General features: G+C 57.4%; 18 protein-coding genes. 9 read left to right on the top strand and 9 right to left on the bottom strand.

Features of this window, described 5'->3' with window-relative positions; all coding sequences use genetic code 11:
• The first annotated feature begins 3 nt into the window (after positions 1–3).
• Together dapE and ACOTYB_RS06545 are read left to right on the top strand one after the other, a co-directional pair.
• Entirely contained in the window at positions 4–1,131 is a 1,128-nt protein-coding gene (gene dapE, locus ACOTYB_RS06550; protein ID WP_003863566.1) for a succinyl-diaminopimelate desuccinylase, read from the top strand.
• A 24-nt stretch (positions 1,132–1,155) separates the two neighbouring features.
• Entirely contained in the window at positions 1,156–1,353 is a 198-nt protein-coding gene (locus tag ACOTYB_RS06545) for a YpfN family protein (RefSeq protein WP_000383991.1), read from the top strand.
• Between the two features lie 86 nt (positions 1,354–1,439).
• On the opposite strand, the gene ypfH is transcribed toward ACOTYB_RS06545, so the two are convergent.
• The 6 genes from ypfH to dapA all read right to left on the bottom strand — a co-directional run bounded on the left by ypfH (position 1,440) and on the right by dapA (position 7,897).
• Positions 1,440–2,135, bottom strand: a complete 696-nt coding sequence (gene ypfH / locus ACOTYB_RS06540; protein WP_023314628.1) for an esterase — start codon at positions 2,133–2,135, stop codon at positions 1,440–1,442.
• 73 nt (positions 2,136–2,208) lie between these two features.
• On the bottom strand, positions 2,209–4,155 hold the full coding sequence (locus ACOTYB_RS06535) for a tRNA(Met) cytidine acetyltransferase TmcA (RefSeq protein WP_409248810.1): 1,947 nt from the start codon (positions 4,153–4,155) through the stop codon (positions 2,209–2,211).
• Positions 4,155–5,024 (bottom strand): neutral zinc metallopeptidase, encoded by an 870-nt coding sequence (locus ACOTYB_RS06530; protein WP_001303362.1) that lies wholly within the window; start codon positions 5,022–5,024, stop codon positions 4,155–4,157. The genes ACOTYB_RS06535 and ACOTYB_RS06530 overlap by 1 nt, the downstream gene beginning before the upstream one ends.
• Positions 5,025–5,144: 120 nt before the next feature.
• Positions 5,145–5,858, bottom strand: coding sequence for a phosphoribosylaminoimidazolesuccinocarboxamide synthase (gene purC, locus ACOTYB_RS06525; RefSeq protein WP_001171626.1), 714 nt, complete (start codon positions 5,856–5,858; stop codon positions 5,145–5,147).
• Between the two features lie 109 nt (positions 5,859–5,967).
• Positions 5,968–7,002 carry an outer membrane protein assembly factor BamC gene (gene bamC, locus ACOTYB_RS06520; RefSeq protein WP_003860539.1) on the bottom strand — a complete coding sequence of 345 codons (1,035 nt, stop codon included), beginning with the start codon at positions 7,000–7,002 and terminating at the stop codon, positions 5,968–5,970.
• Positions 7,003–7,018: 16 nt separating this feature from the next.
• The gene (dapA, locus tag ACOTYB_RS06515) at positions 7,019–7,897 is read right to left on the bottom strand and encodes a 4-hydroxy-tetrahydrodipicolinate synthase (RefSeq protein WP_003860542.1); all 879 of its coding nucleotides are present in this window, start codon (positions 7,895–7,897) and stop codon (positions 7,019–7,021) included.
• Positions 7,898–8,042: 145 nt separating this feature from the next.
• Here dapA and ACOTYB_RS06510 point away from each other — a divergent pair, with 145 nt between their 5' ends.
• A complete protein-coding gene (locus ACOTYB_RS06510; protein WP_000213743.1) occupies positions 8,043–8,612 on the top strand; it encodes a glycine cleavage system transcriptional repressor in 570 nt (189 codons plus the stop codon).
• On the top strand, positions 8,612–9,082 hold the full coding sequence (gene bcp / locus ACOTYB_RS06505; protein ID WP_003860544.1) for a thioredoxin-dependent thiol peroxidase: 471 nt from the start codon (positions 8,612–8,614) through the stop codon (positions 9,080–9,082). Before ACOTYB_RS06510 ends, bcp begins: the two co-directional genes overlap by 1 nt.
• 82 nt (positions 9,083–9,164) lie before the next feature.
• Here the strand turns inward: bcp and ACOTYB_RS06500 are convergent, their stop codons facing one another.
• Positions 9,165–10,229 carry an AI-2E family transporter gene (locus ACOTYB_RS06500; RefSeq protein WP_003860546.1) on the bottom strand — a complete coding sequence of 355 codons (1,065 nt, stop codon included), beginning with the start codon at positions 10,227–10,229 and terminating at the stop codon, positions 9,165–9,167.
• Between the two features lie 220 nt (positions 10,230–10,449).
• On the opposite strand from ACOTYB_RS06500, the gene bepA reads away from it, so the two are divergent.
• Both bepA and arsC read left to right on the top strand, forming a co-directional pair.
• Positions 10,450–11,913 (top strand): beta-barrel assembly-enhancing protease, encoded by a 1,464-nt coding sequence (bepA, locus tag ACOTYB_RS06495; protein WP_003860547.1) that lies wholly within the window; start codon positions 10,450–10,452, stop codon positions 11,911–11,913.
• A gap of 13 nt (positions 11,914–11,926) precedes the next feature.
• Positions 11,927–12,283: an arsenate reductase (glutaredoxin) gene (gene arsC, locus ACOTYB_RS06490; protein WP_003860549.1), complete on the top strand. Its 357-nt coding sequence runs from the start codon at positions 11,927–11,929 to the stop codon at positions 12,281–12,283.
• On the opposite strand, the gene ACOTYB_RS06485 is transcribed toward arsC, so the two are convergent.
• Positions 12,280–13,104 (bottom strand): helix-turn-helix transcriptional regulator, encoded by an 825-nt coding sequence (locus ACOTYB_RS06485; RefSeq protein WP_047055420.1) that lies wholly within the window; start codon positions 13,102–13,104, stop codon positions 12,280–12,282. The two genes, arsC and ACOTYB_RS06485, sit on opposite strands and share 4 nt — an antisense overlap.
• 147 nt (positions 13,105–13,251) lie before the next feature.
• Here ACOTYB_RS06485 and celB point away from each other — a divergent pair, with 147 nt between their 5' ends.
• The 3 genes from celB to ACOTYB_RS06470 are packed head-to-tail and all read left to right on the top strand — an operon-like array spanning position 13,252 to position 16,949.
• A complete protein-coding gene (gene celB / locus ACOTYB_RS06480) occupies positions 13,252–14,571 on the top strand; it encodes a PTS cellobiose transporter subunit IIC (RefSeq protein WP_023325032.1) in 1,320 nt (439 codons plus the stop codon).
• Between the two features lie 3 nt (positions 14,572–14,574).
• The gene (locus tag ACOTYB_RS06475; protein ID WP_045330458.1) at positions 14,575–15,531 is read left to right on the top strand and encodes a N(4)-(beta-N-acetylglucosaminyl)-L-asparaginase; all 957 of its coding nucleotides are present in this window, start codon (positions 14,575–14,577) and stop codon (positions 15,529–15,531) included.
• Entirely contained in the window at positions 15,531–16,949 is a 1,419-nt protein-coding gene (locus ACOTYB_RS06470; protein WP_045349807.1) for a leucyl aminopeptidase family protein, read from the top strand. The genes ACOTYB_RS06475 and ACOTYB_RS06470 overlap by 1 nt, the downstream gene beginning before the upstream one ends.
• A gap of 84 nt (positions 16,950–17,033) precedes the next feature.
• Here ACOTYB_RS06470 and ACOTYB_RS06465 read toward each other — a convergent pair whose 3' ends face one another.
• Positions 17,034–17,735: a DnaA inactivator Hda gene (locus ACOTYB_RS06465; RefSeq protein WP_166792068.1), complete on the bottom strand. Its 702-nt coding sequence runs from the start codon at positions 17,733–17,735 to the stop codon at positions 17,034–17,036.
• Positions 17,736–17,749 lie beyond the last annotated feature (14 nt).

The raw sequence follows: 17,749 nt of genomic DNA, 5'->3' as shown, positions 1-17,749 counted from the left end.
TCTATGTCATGCCCGGTCATTGAGCTGACTCAGCAGCTTATTCGCCGTCCTTCCCTTAGCCCGGACGACGCAGGTTGTCAGGCATTAATGATTGAGCGCCTGCGTGCCATCGGTTTTACCGTGGAGCACATGGATTTTGGCGATACGCAGAACTTCTGGGCATGGCGCGGTCAGGGGGAGACGCTGGCGTTTGCCGGACATACTGACGTAGTTCCCGCGGGCGACGCAGACCGCTGGATCAACCCGCCTTTTGAGCCGACCATCCGCGACGGCATGCTTTTCGGACGCGGCGCTGCGGACATGAAAGGTTCCCTGGCTGCGATGGTCGTGGCGGCAGAGCGTTTCGTCGCCCAGCATCCGAACCATAAAAACCGTCTTGCGTTTTTGATTACCTCCGATGAAGAAGCCAGCGCCCACAACGGCACCGTGAAGGTCGTTGAGGCGCTGATGGCGCGCAATGAACGTCTGGACTACTGTCTGGTGGGCGAACCGTCCAGCACCGAAGTGGTGGGCGATGTGGTGAAAAATGGCCGCCGTGGATCCCTGACCTGCAATTTGACTATTCATGGCGTGCAGGGCCACGTTGCCTATCCGCACCTGGCGGATAACCCGGTACACCGCGCCGCGCCGATGCTGAACGAACTGGTGAGCATTGAATGGGATAAAGGCAATGAATTTTTCCCGCCAACCAGCATGCAGATAGCCAACATCAAGGCTGGCACCGGCAGCAACAACGTCATTCCCGGCGATCTCTTCGTCCAGTTTAACTTCCGCTTCAGCACCGAACTGACTGACGAGATGATCAAAGCGCGAGTGATTGCGCTGCTCGAGAAATATCAGCTGCGCTATACCCTCGACTGGTGGCTGTCTGGCCAGCCGTTCCTGACGCAGCGCGGTAAACTGGTGGATGCGGTAGTGAACGCCATTGCGCACTATAATGAAATTAAGCCACAACTGCTGACAACGGGCGGCACGTCTGACGGACGCTTTATCGCCCGCATGGGCGCACAGGTTGTCGAACTGGGTCCGGTTAACGCGACGATTCACAAAATCAATGAATGCGTGAACGCTGCCGATTTACAACTGCTGGCCCGCATGTATCAACGTATTATGGAGCAACTCGTCGCCTGACGGGTGCTTAAAGAGGATTAGCGAATGGACTGGCTTTCAAAGTACTGGTGGATTCTGGTGTTGGTATTTCTGGTAGGCGTGCTGCTTAACGTGATTAAAGATCTCAAGCGCGTTGACCACAAAAAGTTCCTTGCCAACAAACCGGATCTTCCGCCGCACCGTGATTTTAACGACAAGTGGGACGATGAAGACGACTGGCCGAAGAAGGACCAGAAGAAGTAATTGTACACACCCCTCACCCCCGGCCCCTCTCCCCAGAGGGACGAGGGGGGTTTTGTTCCCTCTCCCTTTGGGGAGAGGGGAAATGTTTAAATAAACTCGACGATATCATCGTCATTCGGCTTAGCGCCGCTGAGCGCTTCATCAAAGTAGTGCTTCGGTACGGTATAACGCAGATGATCGAGCGCGAACTGCATGCTGCGATCGTCAATGGCATGCCCCAGATCGTCTACGATATCCAGCGTCACATCTCCGCCCTCGCGCATCAGCGTCTCCTGGGCGGCTACTGCATGCGAAAGCTCAATTACCCGGTCTTCACCCCCATGAATGAGATGGATCGTAGTCTGCGTGGTCGCGCTTTGCGGTAACGTCGCAAAACGCCCGTTAAAGGCAATCACGCGGGACACCAGTCCGGGCTGCGCTTTTACGCTTTCCAGCGACATGATTGAACCCTGAGAGAAGCCAATCAGCGCCGTTGCGTCGGCGCCTACGCCGCTCTGCTGCTGCCAGTAACGCACGGTATCGATAAAGGCTGGCATAACGGCATCAATACGCGCCTGACGATTCTCCTCCGTCACGCCCTCGACGGAAAACCACTGCCGGCCGTCCGGACCGCACGGCTCCACGCCGCCGATGCTGACGATCAGCGCGTGTGGGAAAACGGGTGCAAACCAGCTGCCAATCTGTCCCATATTGACGGCATTGTCGCCCACGCCATGAAACAGAAGCAGGAGCTGTTTAGCAGGCGTATCCGGGCTTTGCACAACAAAATGGTCATGTTTCATGGCGATCTCCTTAATTGATAAGCAGGATTTTACGCCTCTGCGGGGTAATGACCATGCCACTTTACTGAAGAAGTCATTGAAAAAATTGCCATTGCAAAATGTCGGCTTTCAGCTGCTGGCTACGGGAGTAATCAAGCCTTTCAAGCGCGTGTGCGGTTTCCTCGCGTAGCTTCGCCAGCAGCGCTTTGCGCCCGAAATCGTGCGTATTCCCTTCCATTTTCCCGCGCAGCGCCGGGAGTGGGATGTCCACGGCTAACACCAATCGCGTTAGCGCCGCAACCGAGGTTGAAAACGCCCGGTGAGCAAAGGCAAACCCCGCCAGCTCCAGCCAGTCATCACTATTAAGGGTAGCTTCCCATGCATCCGTCACCGGGATCTTTTCGCCATTCCAGGCCGACAGGACGCGCATATCACGACATAAACGCTGATGCGCCTGTTCGCAGAGCTGATGCCCCGCCTCGCTCAGCGGCAGCAACGCCATCGCCGTATAGCACCCGCTGCTGGCTTCCCGGTGGCTGCCCATCCGCACCAGCACAAACCCGCACTGCCGCCAGAAACGCCACAGCTCGTCGGTATAGCCAAAGCTGACCGAGAGATAATCTTCTCCGCTGGCACTGCGGATCAGCCGCTGGCCGATGCCTTCCCGCTGGCGATGGGGATGAACCGCAATGCGGCTGACGCGTCGGCCTTTCAGCGTCGCCGCGAGCGGCGAACCGCCGTGCGCCGCCAGCGACTGCGCCACCAGATTTCCACGCGGCCGACGAAACCCCGCCCATACTGCGCGGCTAAGTTCAGGGGGTAATCCCCCCTCCTCCACCAGCCAGAGCGCGCCCGCGATCTCCGCGCCCGCCTGAGCAACAGCAAAGTGCTGGCCGGGGGCGTCCATCATCCGGCGTAAATCGAGGGGGGACGTTCGGTAGTGCGCGGCACACAGCAGTTCATACACGCCTGCCCCGCGCGCCGGATCGTTCTCCCATGTCCCGGGCTCCAGCGACGTTAAACGTACCTCCCCTGCCGGTTTGCGATCGATAAGCGCATCGTCGAACAGCAGCGCGTTCGCCACTATCCGCTCAAGGGGGCATCCGGCAGCCCAGCGAACTGGCGTGGATAAGGTATAACGCCGCAGCCCGCTGAACCGGGCGCAGAACTTCAGCAGGAATCCCCTGCCCGTGCCTTCATAACCCTGCACCGTGGTGGTCAGCAACACGCGGGGAAAGCGCGACACCAGCTTCTCCAGCAGCGGGCCGGGGATAGCGGCTGCCTCATCGACAATCAGCCAGTCAGCTTCTGTGGTGGAGGCCAGCAGCGCATCCGGGGCCATAAAGTGAAAACGTTCCCCGGCGAAACGCGCGATGACATCCGTCGCCCCTTTTGCCGGTGCCGTCACTACTGCACACCCCTGAATGCCGCTCAGCAACATGCCCGCCAGGGCGGACTTTCCGCGTCCGCGCGGCGCCGTCACGGCGGCCACGCCCGCAGGCATGGTCAGAAGAGCGTCGAGGATTTCAGCCTGCTCGCGCTGCGGTTCACCGCTGGCGGGCTGCCAGGCGGGTAAATCTGGCGCAACGGGAAGGCACAGAGGACGATGTTGATGCCAGACGATGGCATCTGAATCGGCGGTAAGCATCCGGCAAAAGTGGTGAACAAAGTGCGGGGTGGCGATCGGCTCTGCGCTGTCGCTCCAGCGCAGAGAATCCCTGTCGGGCCTGTCGGCCCAGACGGAGAACGGCGGCACCAGCAGCACCAGAAGGCTTCCGGCGCGCAGGGTCCCGCTGAGGGCGGCGAAGGCCGAGACGTCAAACCCGTCTCGCGCGTCAAAAACGGCGTGCAGGTATTCACGTCCCAGCAGGCCGCTGATGGCCTTAGAGGGGTTTTCCTCCAGCCACAGCCAGTCTCCTGGTAACGTATCGCGCAGATGGGTCACCTGGCTCAACGTCCACGCTTCATCGCCGCTGAGCACCACCAGCCGGCGGTGCCCGGTACGCTGAAGCTGGTTAACCAGCTGTTCAAACCCCAACATCACATAGCTTTGCCGAAGGTATTACACTGCGACGGGTTGCCGCTGTCGAAGCCACGCTTAAACCAGCTGTAGCGCTGCTCTGAGGTGCCATGGGTAAAGCTGTCCGGCACAACGCGCCCCTGGCTCTGCTGCTGCAAGCGATCGTCACCAATCGCCTGTGCGGCATTCAGGGCCTCTTCCAGATCGCCTGTTTCCAGCACGCCCTGCTGCTGCATGCTATGTCCCCAGACGCCAGCGAAGCAGTCGGCCTGAAGCTCCATGCGTACGGAAAGACGATTCACCTCCGCCTGAGACGCATTCTGCTGCATCTGACGCACTTTAGGCTCAATGCCGAGGAGCTTCTGCACATGGTGGCCGACTTCATGCGCGATCACGTAGCCCTGGGCAAAATCGCCGTCGGCGCCCAGCTTGCTTTTCATGTCGTCATAGAAGGAGAGATCGATATAGACGGTGCTGTCCGCCGGGCAGTAGAACGGCCCCATAACGGACTGCCCGGTGCCACAGCCGGTGCGGGTTGCGCCCCGGTACATCACCAGTTTTGGCGGCTGATAAGTCCGCCCCATTTTCTCGAACTGCTGACCCCAGGTATCTTCGGTCGTCGCGAGAATAACGGAAGTAAATTTCGCCGCTTCATCTTCATTTGGGCTGATGGAGCGCTGAGAATACTGCTGCTGTTGCCCGGTTTCACCGGTCATCAAACCGGTCAGGTCGACACCGTAGTAGCCCGCCACCAGCACGACGACCAGCAGAATAATGCCGCCCTTGCCGCTGGGTAACCGGAAACCTGGCCCGCCCATAGACGGACCACCGCCACCACTGCTGCGTCTGTCTTCTACGTTGTCACTTTCACGACGCCCTTGCCAGCGCATAAACACCTCGAACTATTCCATTTATAATAGCTATGATCGTAGGCGGTTAATGAAAGGATTACCATAGTAAACAAGGATAAGACGCCAAAGGATGCCAACATCCTTTGGCAATTGCGCAGTTTAGTCGAGCTTAACGCCTAAACGGTGAGCAACCGCTTCGTACGCTTCGACCACGCCACCCAGACTCTGGCGGAAACGGTCTTTGTCCATTTTATCCAGCGTCTCTTTGTCCCACAGGCGGCTGCCGTCCGGAGAGAATTCGTCGCCCAGCACCACTTCGCCTTTGTACAGACCGAACTCCAGCTTGAAGTCGACCAGGATCAGGCCCGCGTCATCAAACAGCTTTTTCAGCACGTCGTTGGCTTTGTAGGTCAGTTCCTGCATGCGCGCCAGGTTCTCTTTGCTTACCCAGCCGAAGGTTTCACAGTAGGATTCGTTGACCATCGGGTCATGCATGGCGTCGTTTTTCAGGAACAGATCGAACAGCGGTGGATTCAGTTCGATACCTTCTTCGATGCCCAGACGCTTCACCAGGGAGCCTGCGGCACGGTTACGGATCACGCACTCAACCGGCACCATATCCAGTTTTTTTACCAGACATTCCGTATCGGACAACAACGCTTCCATCTGAGTCGGGATACCGGCTTCGGCCAGTTTGGTCATAATGAAGTGGTTGAACTTGTTGTTCACCATGCCCTTACGATCGAACTGCTCAATGCGTGCGCCGTCTCCTGCTGACGTATCATTGCGGAATTCGAGCACCAACAGATCCGGGTTTTCCGTGCTGTATACGGTTTTCGCTTTGCCACGATACAACTCAGCTTGCTTCTGCATCTTCATTACTCCTGGTGTGATGATTTGTATTCAAAACTGGCCATATTATGCCACGCACACGTTTGCGTAGCACGAAAATAAAAAGGGCTGGAATAACCAGCCCTCACTATTATTTGCTGAATGCGGCCTGGAAGGCAGCGACCAGCGCATCGTTCTGCGCCTGGGTCAGCGTGTGTCCTTTCGGATCGATAAATTGCAGGCTGCTGCGGTTATCGAGGTCGCCGACCTGGATTTTGTAGTCACCGGAAGGCAGCTGTGGATCGCTTGCCCCCAACTCCTGCCAGGCGCTATCAGACAGCGGCTTATAGGTCGCTGTGATACTGCCCGTTGAACGGGTGCTGTCAGTCACCTTCATGCCCACTTTTTCAAGCGTTGCTGGCAGACGCTGCCAGGTCTGGTTAAACGGCGCACGCACCACCAGCATCGGCAGACCGGTATCGTCTGCACCGCTCTGCACGTCAAAGGTTGAGCCGTTACGGTTCTGCGCGGCGTTTGCGGCATCGGTAGCGTTCTTATCCAGACCCGCTGCAATCACGTTCAGCATTTCAGTGCTGTAGCGCTGCATGGCGGACGGATCGGCAACCGGTTTACCTGCCTGCTCAAGATTCAACAGCTTAACGGTAACCGCCTGCTGATAACCCTGCGGCTTAACGGAGACTTGATAACGACCACGGTACTGCTGGTCTTCATCGAGACGGTTCCACTCAATCCAGTCGGTAGTTAAAGCTTGGCTGGCGTCGTCGCGTTTATCAATCGTATAGTTTTTCGACTGAATGACGCTTACAACCTGCGGCCACAGCGTTGTACCGCGTGCGCTTTCCACCAGCAGAGAAGCTGTATCACCGGTGAACTGCGTGCGCGCGCCGCTCACGAGCGCCAGAGGCTGAGCTGGCGGACGAATATCGAGCGCTTTACCCACCAGGCCGCTGCCGTTGGTAACCGGAATATTATAATCACCGTTCTGGATCGGCAGGATCATGCCGGCAGGCGCGTGAAGTTCAGCAAGCGGCGGCGCATCCAGATAGGATTCATCACCGCTCACCTGGCGCTTGTAGCGCGAGTCTGAACTACAGGCAGCGAGGAGCATAACAAGCGAAACACCCGCAACCTTCGCCAGGCGCGACTTCTGTACTGAATAAGCCATCAAATCTCCCTAAACTTTACAGCAAACCGGCATGTTTCAGCGCGCCAGCGACAATTTCACGACCGTGGTCGGTAATCGGTGTCATTGGCAGACGCAGCGTGTCGGTTGCTACAAGCCCCAACTCCTTACATGCCCATTTCACTGGGATCGGATTGGGTTCGACAAATAATTTATTGTGCAACGGCATCAGACGCTGATTAATCACGCGAGCTTCATCAAAGTGACCGGCTGCGGCCAGTTTGCACATGTCAGCCATATCGCGCGCCGCCACGTTCGCCGTCACGGAAATCACGCCGTTACCACCGAGCTGCATAAAGTCCAGCGCGGTCGCATCATCACCGCTCAACAGGATAAAGTCGTCTGAAACCAGCTCTTTGATCTGATGAACGCGGCTTAAGTTCCCTGTCGCCTCTTTAATCCCGATAATATTTTTTACTTTCGAGAGACGGCCAACGGTTTCCGGCAGCATATCGCAACCGGTACGGGACGGAACATTATACAGAATTTGTGGCAAGTCAGTATGTTCAGCGATGGCTTTGAAATGCTGGAACAAACCTTCCTGAGTAGGACGGTTGTAATAAGGGGTCACCGTCAGACAGCCGACAATGCCGCTGTCGTTAAAACGTTGGGTCAGACTGATAGCTTCTGCGGTTGCGTTTGCGCCCGTCCCCGCGATGACCGGAATACGCCCGTCCGCCAGTTCCAGGGTCAGCATCACAACGTCGCCGTGCTCTTCGTGGCTCAGCGTAGCGGATTCACCGGTAGTCCCTACCGAAACGATCGCCGAGGTTCCATTGGCGACATGGTAATCAATGAGCTTCTTCATGCTTGACCGGCAGACATTACCTTTTTCATCCATCGGTGTAACAAGCGCGACAATACTTCCCGTGAACATGAGCCATCCTCTGTGCGAACAAGAGCCTCAATGTTACGTTTGGAACTGTAATAAAAGCAAGCGACCTGAGGCTCTCAGGCGGTTGTATGCATGTTTTTTTTATGCTTTCCTTAGGAAGACTTAACCACGCAAAGGAAGAACAGGTTTGACAACCTCATCACAACATTACCTGGTTATCACTGCGCTGGGTGCTGACAGGCCGGGTATCGTGAATACCATCACTCGCCACGTGAGCAGCTGCGGCTGCAACATCGAAGACAGCCGGCTGGCTATGCTTGGCGAAGAGTTCACGTTCATCATGCTGCTTTCCGGAACATGGAATGCCATTACCCTCATCGAATCTACCCTGCCGCTGAAAGGCGCAGAGCTGGATTTACTGATTGTGATGAAGCGCACCACCGCGCGCCCGCGTCCGGCTCTGCCTGCCACGGTCTGGGTACAGGTTGAAGTGCCTGATTCACCTCATCTGATTGAACGTTTTACGGCGCTGTTTGACAGCCATCAGATGAACATTGCCGAACTGGTTTCCCGCACGCAGCCGGGCGATGAAAACGCAATCCCGACGCTGTTTATTCAAATTACCGCACACAGCCCTGCCTCGCAGGATGCGTCAAATATCGAGCAAGCGTTCAAAGCCCTCTGTACAGAATTACACGCGCAAGGCAGTATAAGCGTCGTCGATTATTCGCAGCACGAACAGGATGGAGTTGAGTAATGAACCCACTGAAAGCCGGTGATATCGCACCGAAATTTAGCTTACCGGATCAAGACGGCGAGCAAGTAAATTTGACCGACTTCCAGGGACAGCGTGTTCTGGTCTATTTCTACCCGAAAGCCATGACCCCGGGCTGTACCGTACAGGCCTGCGGTCTACGCGACAACATGGATGAGTTGAAAAAGGTCGGTGTGGAAGTGCTGGGCATCAGCACCGATAAGCCAGAGAAGCTGTCACGTTTTGCGGAAAAAGAGCTGCTGAACTTCACGCTGCTTTCCGATGAAGACCACCAGGTTTGCGAGCAGTTTGGCGTCTGGGGTGAGAAGTCCTTTATGGGCAAAACGTACGACGGTATTCACCGTATCAGCTTCCTGATTGGCGCTGACGGTAGAGTTGAGCACGTGTTTGATGATTTCAAAACCAGCAACCACCACGACGTGGTGTTGAAGTGGCTGAAAGAAAGTGCCTGAAAGTGAGTGTCGGGTGGCGGCTTCGCCTTACCCGACCTACAAGAATAAGTAGGCCGGGTAAGCGCAGCGCCACCCGGCAAAACTACTTCTCCTCCACCGCCGGCACATCCGGCCACGCGTGGACCACGGCTTTAATCAGCGTCGCCAGCGGAATGGCGAAGAACACGCCCCAGAATCCCCACAGCCCGCCGAAAATCACCACTGACAGGATAATCACCAGCGGATGCAGGTTAACGGCTTCTGAGAACAGCACCGGTACCAGCAGGTTCCCATCCAGTCCCTGAATAATCAGGTATACGGCGAAACAGCTCCAGAACTCCGTACCCAGACCAAACTGGAACAGCGCCACACCGACTACCGGAATGGTCACCACAAACGCGCCGATATACGGGATCAGAACCGAGAATCCGACCAGCACCGCCAGCAGCAGCGAGTAGTTCAGCCCGAAGATCACGAAGCCAATCCAGGTCGCCACGCCCACCACAATCATCTCCAGCACTTTGCCGCGAATGTAGTTGGTGATCTGCTGGTTCATCTCCTGCCAGACCTGACCGGCGAGACCGCGATTGCGCGGCAGCACGCGGCGCACCGCGTTCAGCATCTGCTCTTTATCTTTGACCAGGAAAAACACCATTAGCGGCACGAGAACAAGGTAAACCGCCAGCGTCAGCAACCCCACCAGCGAGGCCAGAGAGTATTTCACCACCGAATCCCCCATGGTCATGATGCGGGCGCGCATGTTTTCGGCCATCGCATCGATAATCCCGGCGTCCATCAGCGCAGGATAGCGGCGCGGCAGCGTGGCGGCAAAATCAGACAGTTTATTCAGCATGCCGGGCATATCACGGATCAGGTAGATCCCCTGTTGCCAGGCGATGGGCATCACCACGAAGGACATCAGCAGCAGAATACCGACAAACAGCACCAGGACAATGCTGGTCGCCCAGCGGCGGGAACAGCCGATATGTTCCAGACGCGCGGTGGGCCACTCCAACAGATACGCCAGTACAATCGCCACCAGTAGCGGTGCCAGCAGGCCACTAAAGAAGAACAGGATACCGAATCCGGCAACCAGAATGACCAGCAAAGCAATGGCTTCCGGGTCGCTAAACCGACGCCGATACCACTGCATTAACATTTCGAGCATACAACCCTTCCCTGAATCGAATGGCGGGAGTGAGACGGTGAATTGTATCTAACTGTCACAAAAAAGACTTTCCTTTTTGTTTCACTGTCAGGTTTCGCAAAACCCTGATGAATGGGATTTTCTTCATCTCTTAACACGGCTACACTCGCAGAGCAGCGGAGATGAACGTTATGCGGGTTCATCGGTCAAATTAGCACATCCAAAATACAGGACAGTGGTTATGTTCAGGCAGTTGAGAAAAACACTGGTTGCGACACTGATTGCCGCCGTGACGGTGGGTCAGGTGTTGCCCGCTTTCGCTGACTCGTCCGATTCATTGCCGGACATGGGCACCACGGCAGGAAGCACGCTCTCCATCGGGCAGGAGATGCAGATGGGTGATTATTACGTACGCCAGCTGCGCGGCAGTGCTCCGCTGATTAACGACCCTTTGCTGGTGCAGTACATCAACGGTCTGGGGATGCGGCTGGTGGCGCACGCCGACTCGGTAAAAACGCCCTTCCATTTCTATTTAATCAATAACGACGAAATCAACGCCTTCGCCTTCTTTGGCGGGAACGTGGTGCTGCATTCGGCGCTGTTCCGTTATTCCGATAACGAAAGCCAGCTGGCGTCCGTCATGGCGCACGAAATTTCGCACGTCACCCAGCGCCATCTGGCGCGTGCGATGGAAGATCAGAAGCGTAACGCCCCCCTGACCTGGGTGGGCGCGCTGGGTTCCATTTTGCTGGCGATGGCCAGCCCGCAGGCCGGGATGGCGGCGCTTACCGGGACGCTGGCGGGGACGCGTCAGGGGATGATCAGCTTTACCCAGCAGAACGAGCAGGAAGCAGACCGCATCGGCATTCAGGTTTTACAGCGTTCCGGCTTTGACCCGCAGGCCATGCCGAGCTTCCTGGAAAAACTGCTCGACCAGGCACGCTACTCGTCGCGCCCGCCTGAAATTCTGTTGACCCACCCGCTGCCGGAAAGCCGACTCTCGGATGCCCGTAACCGTGCCAACCAGATGCGTCCGGTCGTGGTGCAGTCTTCGCAGGATTTCTACATGGCCAAAGTGAGAACGCTTGGCATGTACAACTCCGGACGTAATCAGCTCACCAGCGATCTGCTGGACGCGCTGGCGAAAGGCAACGTGCGCGAGAAAAACGCGGCGCAGTATGGTCAGGCGCTCCAGGCGATGGAGGCCAGCAAGTACGATGAAGCGCGTAAAGCGCTACAGCCGCTGCTGGCGTCGGCGCCTGACAATCCGTGGTATCTTGACCTCGCCACCGATATCGATCTGGGGCAGAAAAAAGCGACCGATGCGATCAATCGTCTGAAAGGGGCGAAAGACATTCGCAACAATCCGGTATTGCAGCTTAACCTGGCGAACGCCTACCTACAGGGCGGCCAGCCCGGCGAGGCGGTGACCATTCTGAACCGCTACACCTTTAACAATAAAGATGACCAGAACGGCTGGGAACTGCTCGCCCAGGCCCAGGGGCAACTGGGTAACCGCGATCAGGAGCTGGCCGCGCGTGCGGAAGGCCTGGCGCTGGCGGGTCGCCTCGATCAGGCCATTTCCCTGTTGAGCAGCGCCAGCTCACAGGTGAAGCTTGGCAGCCTGCAACAGGCCCGCTATGATGCGCGAATCGACCAGCTGCGCGGCCTGCAACAACGCTTTAAGCCGTACGAGAAGATGTAATAAAGGAGAAGTCATGACAGACGCGGTAAAAATTTACCATAACCCTCGCTGCTCCAAGAGCCGCGAGACGCTGAATCTGCTGAAGTCTAACGGCATCGATCCGGAAGTGGTGTTGTATCTGGAGACGCCGCCGGATGCGCAGACGATCCGCCAGCTGCTGAAGATGCTTAACATGGGCAGCGCACGCGACCTGATGCGTCAGAAAGAAGATCTGTATAAGTCGCTTAATCTGAACGATACCAGTCTCACTGAAGATCGGCTGATTCAGGCGATGGTCGACAATCCTAAGCTGATTGAGCGCCCGATTGTCGTGGCGAACGGCAAGGCGCGTATCGGCCGTCCACCGGAAGACGTGCTCGGGATCGTCTAATCGTTACGCCGCAGCGCTTCCAGAAACGCCTGCGGCGTACGCCCTCCCAGCTTTTTCTGCGCTTTTCCCCGGTTGTAAAACTTACACAGTTGGATCAACAGCGCTCCCGCCGGTTCACTGTTCACCCGTGGAATGATCTCACGTAACGGCACGGTGACCTGAAGGGCGAGATAATACTGTGAATGCACTTTTACGGTGACGTTATGCTCCGGCAAGTTCACTGCCAGCCCAAAAGTCTCAACAGATTGAATATCAGCCGGACAGGCAGCCAGCACCTCGTTCGTCCAGCGGGTCAGCAACTGCGGCGAGACACCGGCATAAAGCCGGGCGTAGCACCAGCCGCTAACGGGTTCACGCGCCCAGAGCAGGTGTTGCTCCCCACCGTCGTCCATATGCAGCGATAGCGGCTGATGATGCAGAAGTAGCTTCTGCGGCATGATACCGGCCTTCAGCGCCTTTTTGCCCTGCAACGACGCCCCCTTTTGTCTTACCGAAGCCGGTTTGAGGTAGCGGTTCAGGGTCGCGCGGGAAACGGCGATCCCGAGTCCGTCATTCACCAGCAGCAGCAGTTCATCCAGCGGTGCACCGGTGATATCACGCAGAGCATTTATCAGTGCTGCCTGCTCTTGTCTCAACGCTTTATGTATCACTTTTGGCGTGGTGTGGTTATCCGAAACCTGGTCGCGGTTGCGCCAGCGCCTGACGGTGGTGACCGAGATACCCAACTCAACGGCAAGCTCTCTGTCGCTTTTATCTGACTGCTGAAGATAACGACGGATACGCGGTGTGGTGGTGGCGTTGGCATGCAGTTTGATTTCCATCGCGTCTCTCTCCGCAACTAATCTTATGAGATTTATATCAGAGCAGCGAATGCTTTGTGACCGATTTCACCTTTCGCTCGCCGCGCTTCACTGATAATCCACAGACATAACATAAACAACACCTCTCAATTTTGTACGGAGTTCACAATGAACAATGTTCTGGGATTTCTTGAAGCAAAACTGATGCCGCTGGCGGCGAAAACGGCCCAGCAGCGTCATCTTGGGGCCATTCGTGGGGCCTACGTTTCATTCATGCCGTTTATCATCGTCGGCTCCATCCTGCTGGTGATCTCCTCCTTCCCGAATCAGGCCTATCAGCAGTTTATGTCTCAGGCCTTTGGTGAGAGCTGGAGTGCGATTATAGAGATCCCGTTTAACGCGGTGTTCTCAACCATGTCGCTGTTTATCAGCTTCCTGGTGGCCTACCGCCTGGCTGAGCATTATGGCGAGGACCGCATCTCCTGCGGCATCCTGGCGCTGGTCGCGTTTCTGATCCTGACGCCCTTTATCAAAGTGGCGGAAAACGGCGGCATTACCGTGATGCCGGTGGAGTGGATTGGCAGCAAAGGGCTGTTCGTGGCGATGATCGGTTCCCTGCTGTGGACGGAACTGTTCTGCTGGCTGAAGCGCAAAAAGCTGGTCATCAAAATGCCGGACGGCGTGCCTCCTGCGGTGCAGGAGTCGTTCGCGGCCCTGATCCCGGCCCTGCTGGTGATGATTCTGGTGCTGCTTATCCGCATCATCTTTGAAAACACCCACTACCACACCATCCACCAGTTTATTTATGAAGTGGTTGCCACCCCGGTGCGCCACTACGGCACCTCTTATTTCGGGGCGCTGATGACCGTATTCAGCATCACCATTCTGTGGTCAGTGGGCATTAACTCAGGTTCGATGATCAACGGGATTATTCGTCCGCTGTGGATGGAGAACCAGACCGACAACATCGCCGCGATTCAGGCGGGAACGACGCCGCCGCACATCATCACCGAACAGTTTTTTGACATGATCTGGATGGGCGGCGCGGGCGCCACGCTGTCGCTGGTGATTGCGATGCTGATTTTCGCCCGCAGCAAAAACATGCGCGAAGTGGCGCGCCTCGGTGCGGGTGCCTCGGTGTTTAACATCAACGAACCGATTCTCTTTGGCCTGCCGGTGATCATGAACCCAATCATGCTCATCCCGTTCAATCTGGTGCCGCTGGTGCTGGTCACCGTGCAGTATGCGGCGATGAAAATTGGTGCGGTCGCCGTCACCACCGGGGTGTTTATCCCCTGGACGCTGCCGCCGGTTATTAGCGGCTTTATCGTCACCGGGCACCTGAGCGGCAGCGTGATGCAGCTGATCAACCTGCTGATTGGCGCCATGCTGTACCTGCCTTTCATGCGTATCCTGGATAAACAGTACCGCGCGGCGGAAATAGCCAGCGTTACGCAAACCGACACCACCCTTGCAAAACAGGAGTAAAGCATGTGGGGAATTATCGCAACCTGGCGAATGGCGCTTGAAGGCGTCACGGAATCTGCGTCTGCGCTGGCTGCGGGCAAACCGGTCGCTGCGGCGGTAGTGGATGCCGTCGCCGCCGTCGAGGACTTTCCGTTTTATAAATCCGTCGGCTACGGCGGGCTGCCCACCGAAAACGGCGAGGTAGAGCTGGACGCGGCCTATATGGACGGCGACACGCTGGCGTTCGGCGCCGTGGGGAATCTGGTGGATATCGCCAACCCAGTGCGCGTGGCGCACGCGCTCAGCCGCCAGCGCTATAACAGCCTGCTGGTCGGCCAGGGCGCGCGCGAATGGGCGCTGAGTCAGGGCTTTGCCGATAAAACCATGCTCACGGATCGCGCCATGCAACACTACCGTAAGCGCTGCCGCGAAACGCTGGATAAGGGGTTAAGCCCCTACGACGGACATGACACCGTCGGCATCATCGGCCTCGATAAACAGGGCTCGATGAGCGTCGCCACTTCCACCAGCGGCCTGTTTATGAAAAAACGCGGTCGCCTCGGTGACTCACCCATCATCGGCTCCGGCTTTTACTGCGACAGCGAAACCGGCGCGGCCACCGCCACGGGCGTCGGTGAAGATCTGATGAAGGGCTGTACCAGCTACGAAATCGTTCGCCGGATGGCGCAAGGCATGACGCCGCAGCAGGCGGCGGATTCGGTCGTGTTCGAACTGGAAGACAAACTGATGTCGCGCTTCGGTCGCGCGGGCGATCTCTCCGTGGTGTGCATGAACAGCAAAGGAGAATTTGGCGCCGCGACCAACATCAAAACCTTCTCGTTCGTGGTGGCGACGGCTCGCCAGCCCCTCACCGTTTTCCGTACTGAACGCCTGCGGGAGAAAACGCACTATCACGCGGTAGATGAGGAGTGGATGCAGGCCTATGCCGCGCGGATCCGCGCACCGATTGAGGAGTTATGATGATCACGTACCAGTTTATCAACGCACTTTCAGACGCGAAGCCGCAGAGCCATTTGATTGCGCGCGCTGACAGTTCCCTGTTACCGGATAGCGCTCTTATCGCTGAAATGCGCCAGCAGAGCACCGTCGCGGACGCGCGCTTTGGCTGCGCGCCGTTTGCCCGCATCACTCTGTTGCCGGATGCGCTCTGGCATGACGCCCTGACCGAAGGGTTGATCACGGCCCTGCGACCGCTGCTTACCGCCCCCGCCAGCGCCGAACTCGTGCTGGACGTGACGGATATCGACGATGTGGTGCTGGCGCAGGTACTGCGTTTTCTCTTTAATCAGGCGCACATGCTCAGTGACCTGAAGCTGAAGAAGACGGACGAAGCGCTGCGCCTTACCTGCATCACTGCCCTCTGCCTGCCGGAACAGCAGGCGAAGCTGGAGACGACCTTCCGCCAGCAGCAGGCCATTGCGCTCGGCATGGTTGCGGCACGACGTCTGGCGGATATGCCATCCGACCGCTGTACGCCGCAGTTTGTGGTGGAAGAGGCGCAAAAACTGTGTGCCGCCAGCCCTGCTCTGCGCTGCGAGGTGTTGGATGAAAAGCAAATTGTTGAGCAGGGGCTGGGGCTACTGCACGCCGTTGGCAAAGGGGCGACCTGCCCGCCTCGCCTGCTGGCTATTCACTATAACGGCGTGTCTGATGGCCCGGTGCGCTGCTACGTGGGAAAAGGCATTACCTTTGACACCGGCGGCCTGTGGCTGAAGGAAGGCGCGGGCATGTACACCATGAAATATGACATGTGCGGCGCGGCTAACGTGCTCGGGCTGATGCTGACCGTTGCGGAGCTGAAATTACCCGTGCGCATCATGGGCGTGCTGGCGCTGGCGGAAAACGCCATCGGCCCCGACGCCATGCAGCCCGGCACGGTGGCAACAGCCTGCAACGGCATTACGGTGGAAATCAACAACACCGATGCCGAGGGCCGGCTGGTGCTGGCAGACGCTATCGCCTGGGCGAGTCAGCGCCATCCGCAGGCGCATTATATTATTGATATGGCGACCTTAACCGGAGCGGTGGTGAAAGCGCTGGGGTATGAGCTGAGCGGGCTGATGACCCAGGATGAGCCGTTGCGTCAGGCACTGACGCTCGCGGGCAAACGGAGCGGCGACGAGGTGTGGTCCCTGCCGCTGGATGCGAGGCTGAGAAAGCAAACCGACAGCGCGATTGCCGATCTGTGCAACACGCCGACCAACAATGCGGCGATCAGCGCCTCGGCGGCGTGGCTGCTGCACCACTTCTGCCCCCCGACCATTCCGTGGGCGCATCTGGATATCAGCGGGACGGCGCTGTGGCGTGAGAACGGCAGAAGCGTGGCATCGGGAAGGCCGATTCCTCTTTTGGTTGAGCATCTGATGGAAGATTGTTAAGCCCGGTGGCGCTGCGCTTACCGGGCCTACAAAGCGTGACGGGTTTTCGTAGGCCGGGTAAGGCGCAGCCGCCACCCGGCAAAACTAGAGCTTGAGAATATCTTTCACAAACGGAATGGTTAGCTTGCGCTGGGCGGTAATAGACGCGCGATCGAGCTGATCGAGCGTGTCAAACAGCGTGCGCATTTCCCTGTCCAGGCGTTTAAGCAGGAACCGACCCACGTCCTCCGGCAGCTCAAACCCACGCTGCTTAGCGCGCAACTGAAGTGCCTGGAGTTTGTCTTCATCCGACAGCGGTTGCAGCTTGTAGATTTGCCCCCAGTCCAGACGAGAGGCCAGATCCGGCAGCCCCAGATTGAGCTGGCGCGGCGGACGATCGCCGGTGATCAGCAGCCGGGTTTTGCCCGACTCCAGAATGCGGTTGTAGAGGTTAAAGATCGCCATTTCCCACGGTTCGTCCCCCGCCACGCATTCGATATTATCGATGCAGACCAGGGAGAGATGTTCCATGCCCTCCAGCACCTCAGGCACAAACCAGGTGCGTTTATCCAGCGGCACATAGCCTACCGCGTCACCGCGCGCCGAAAGCTCCGCACAGGCGGCATGCAGCAGGTGGCTGCGTCCCGCGCCTTCGCGTGACCAGATATAGATGTATCCGCTGTGTTCCTGGCGCAGCACGTTTTGCAGGGCAGCCAGTAAAGAGGGGTTATCACCCGGCCAGAAACTCGCGAAAGTTTCGTCGTCAGGGAGATAAAGTGGCAGAGAGAGCTGTGCCGGTCCGTTCAGAAATACCTCAACCA

The sequence above is a fragment of the Enterobacter cloacae complex sp. IR5450 genome (assembly GCF_049238665.1).
Classification (GTDB): Bacteria; Pseudomonadota; Gammaproteobacteria; order Enterobacterales; family Enterobacteriaceae; genus Enterobacter; species Enterobacter hormaechei_C.
This window is presented reverse-complemented; position numbering and strand designations above follow the sequence as displayed.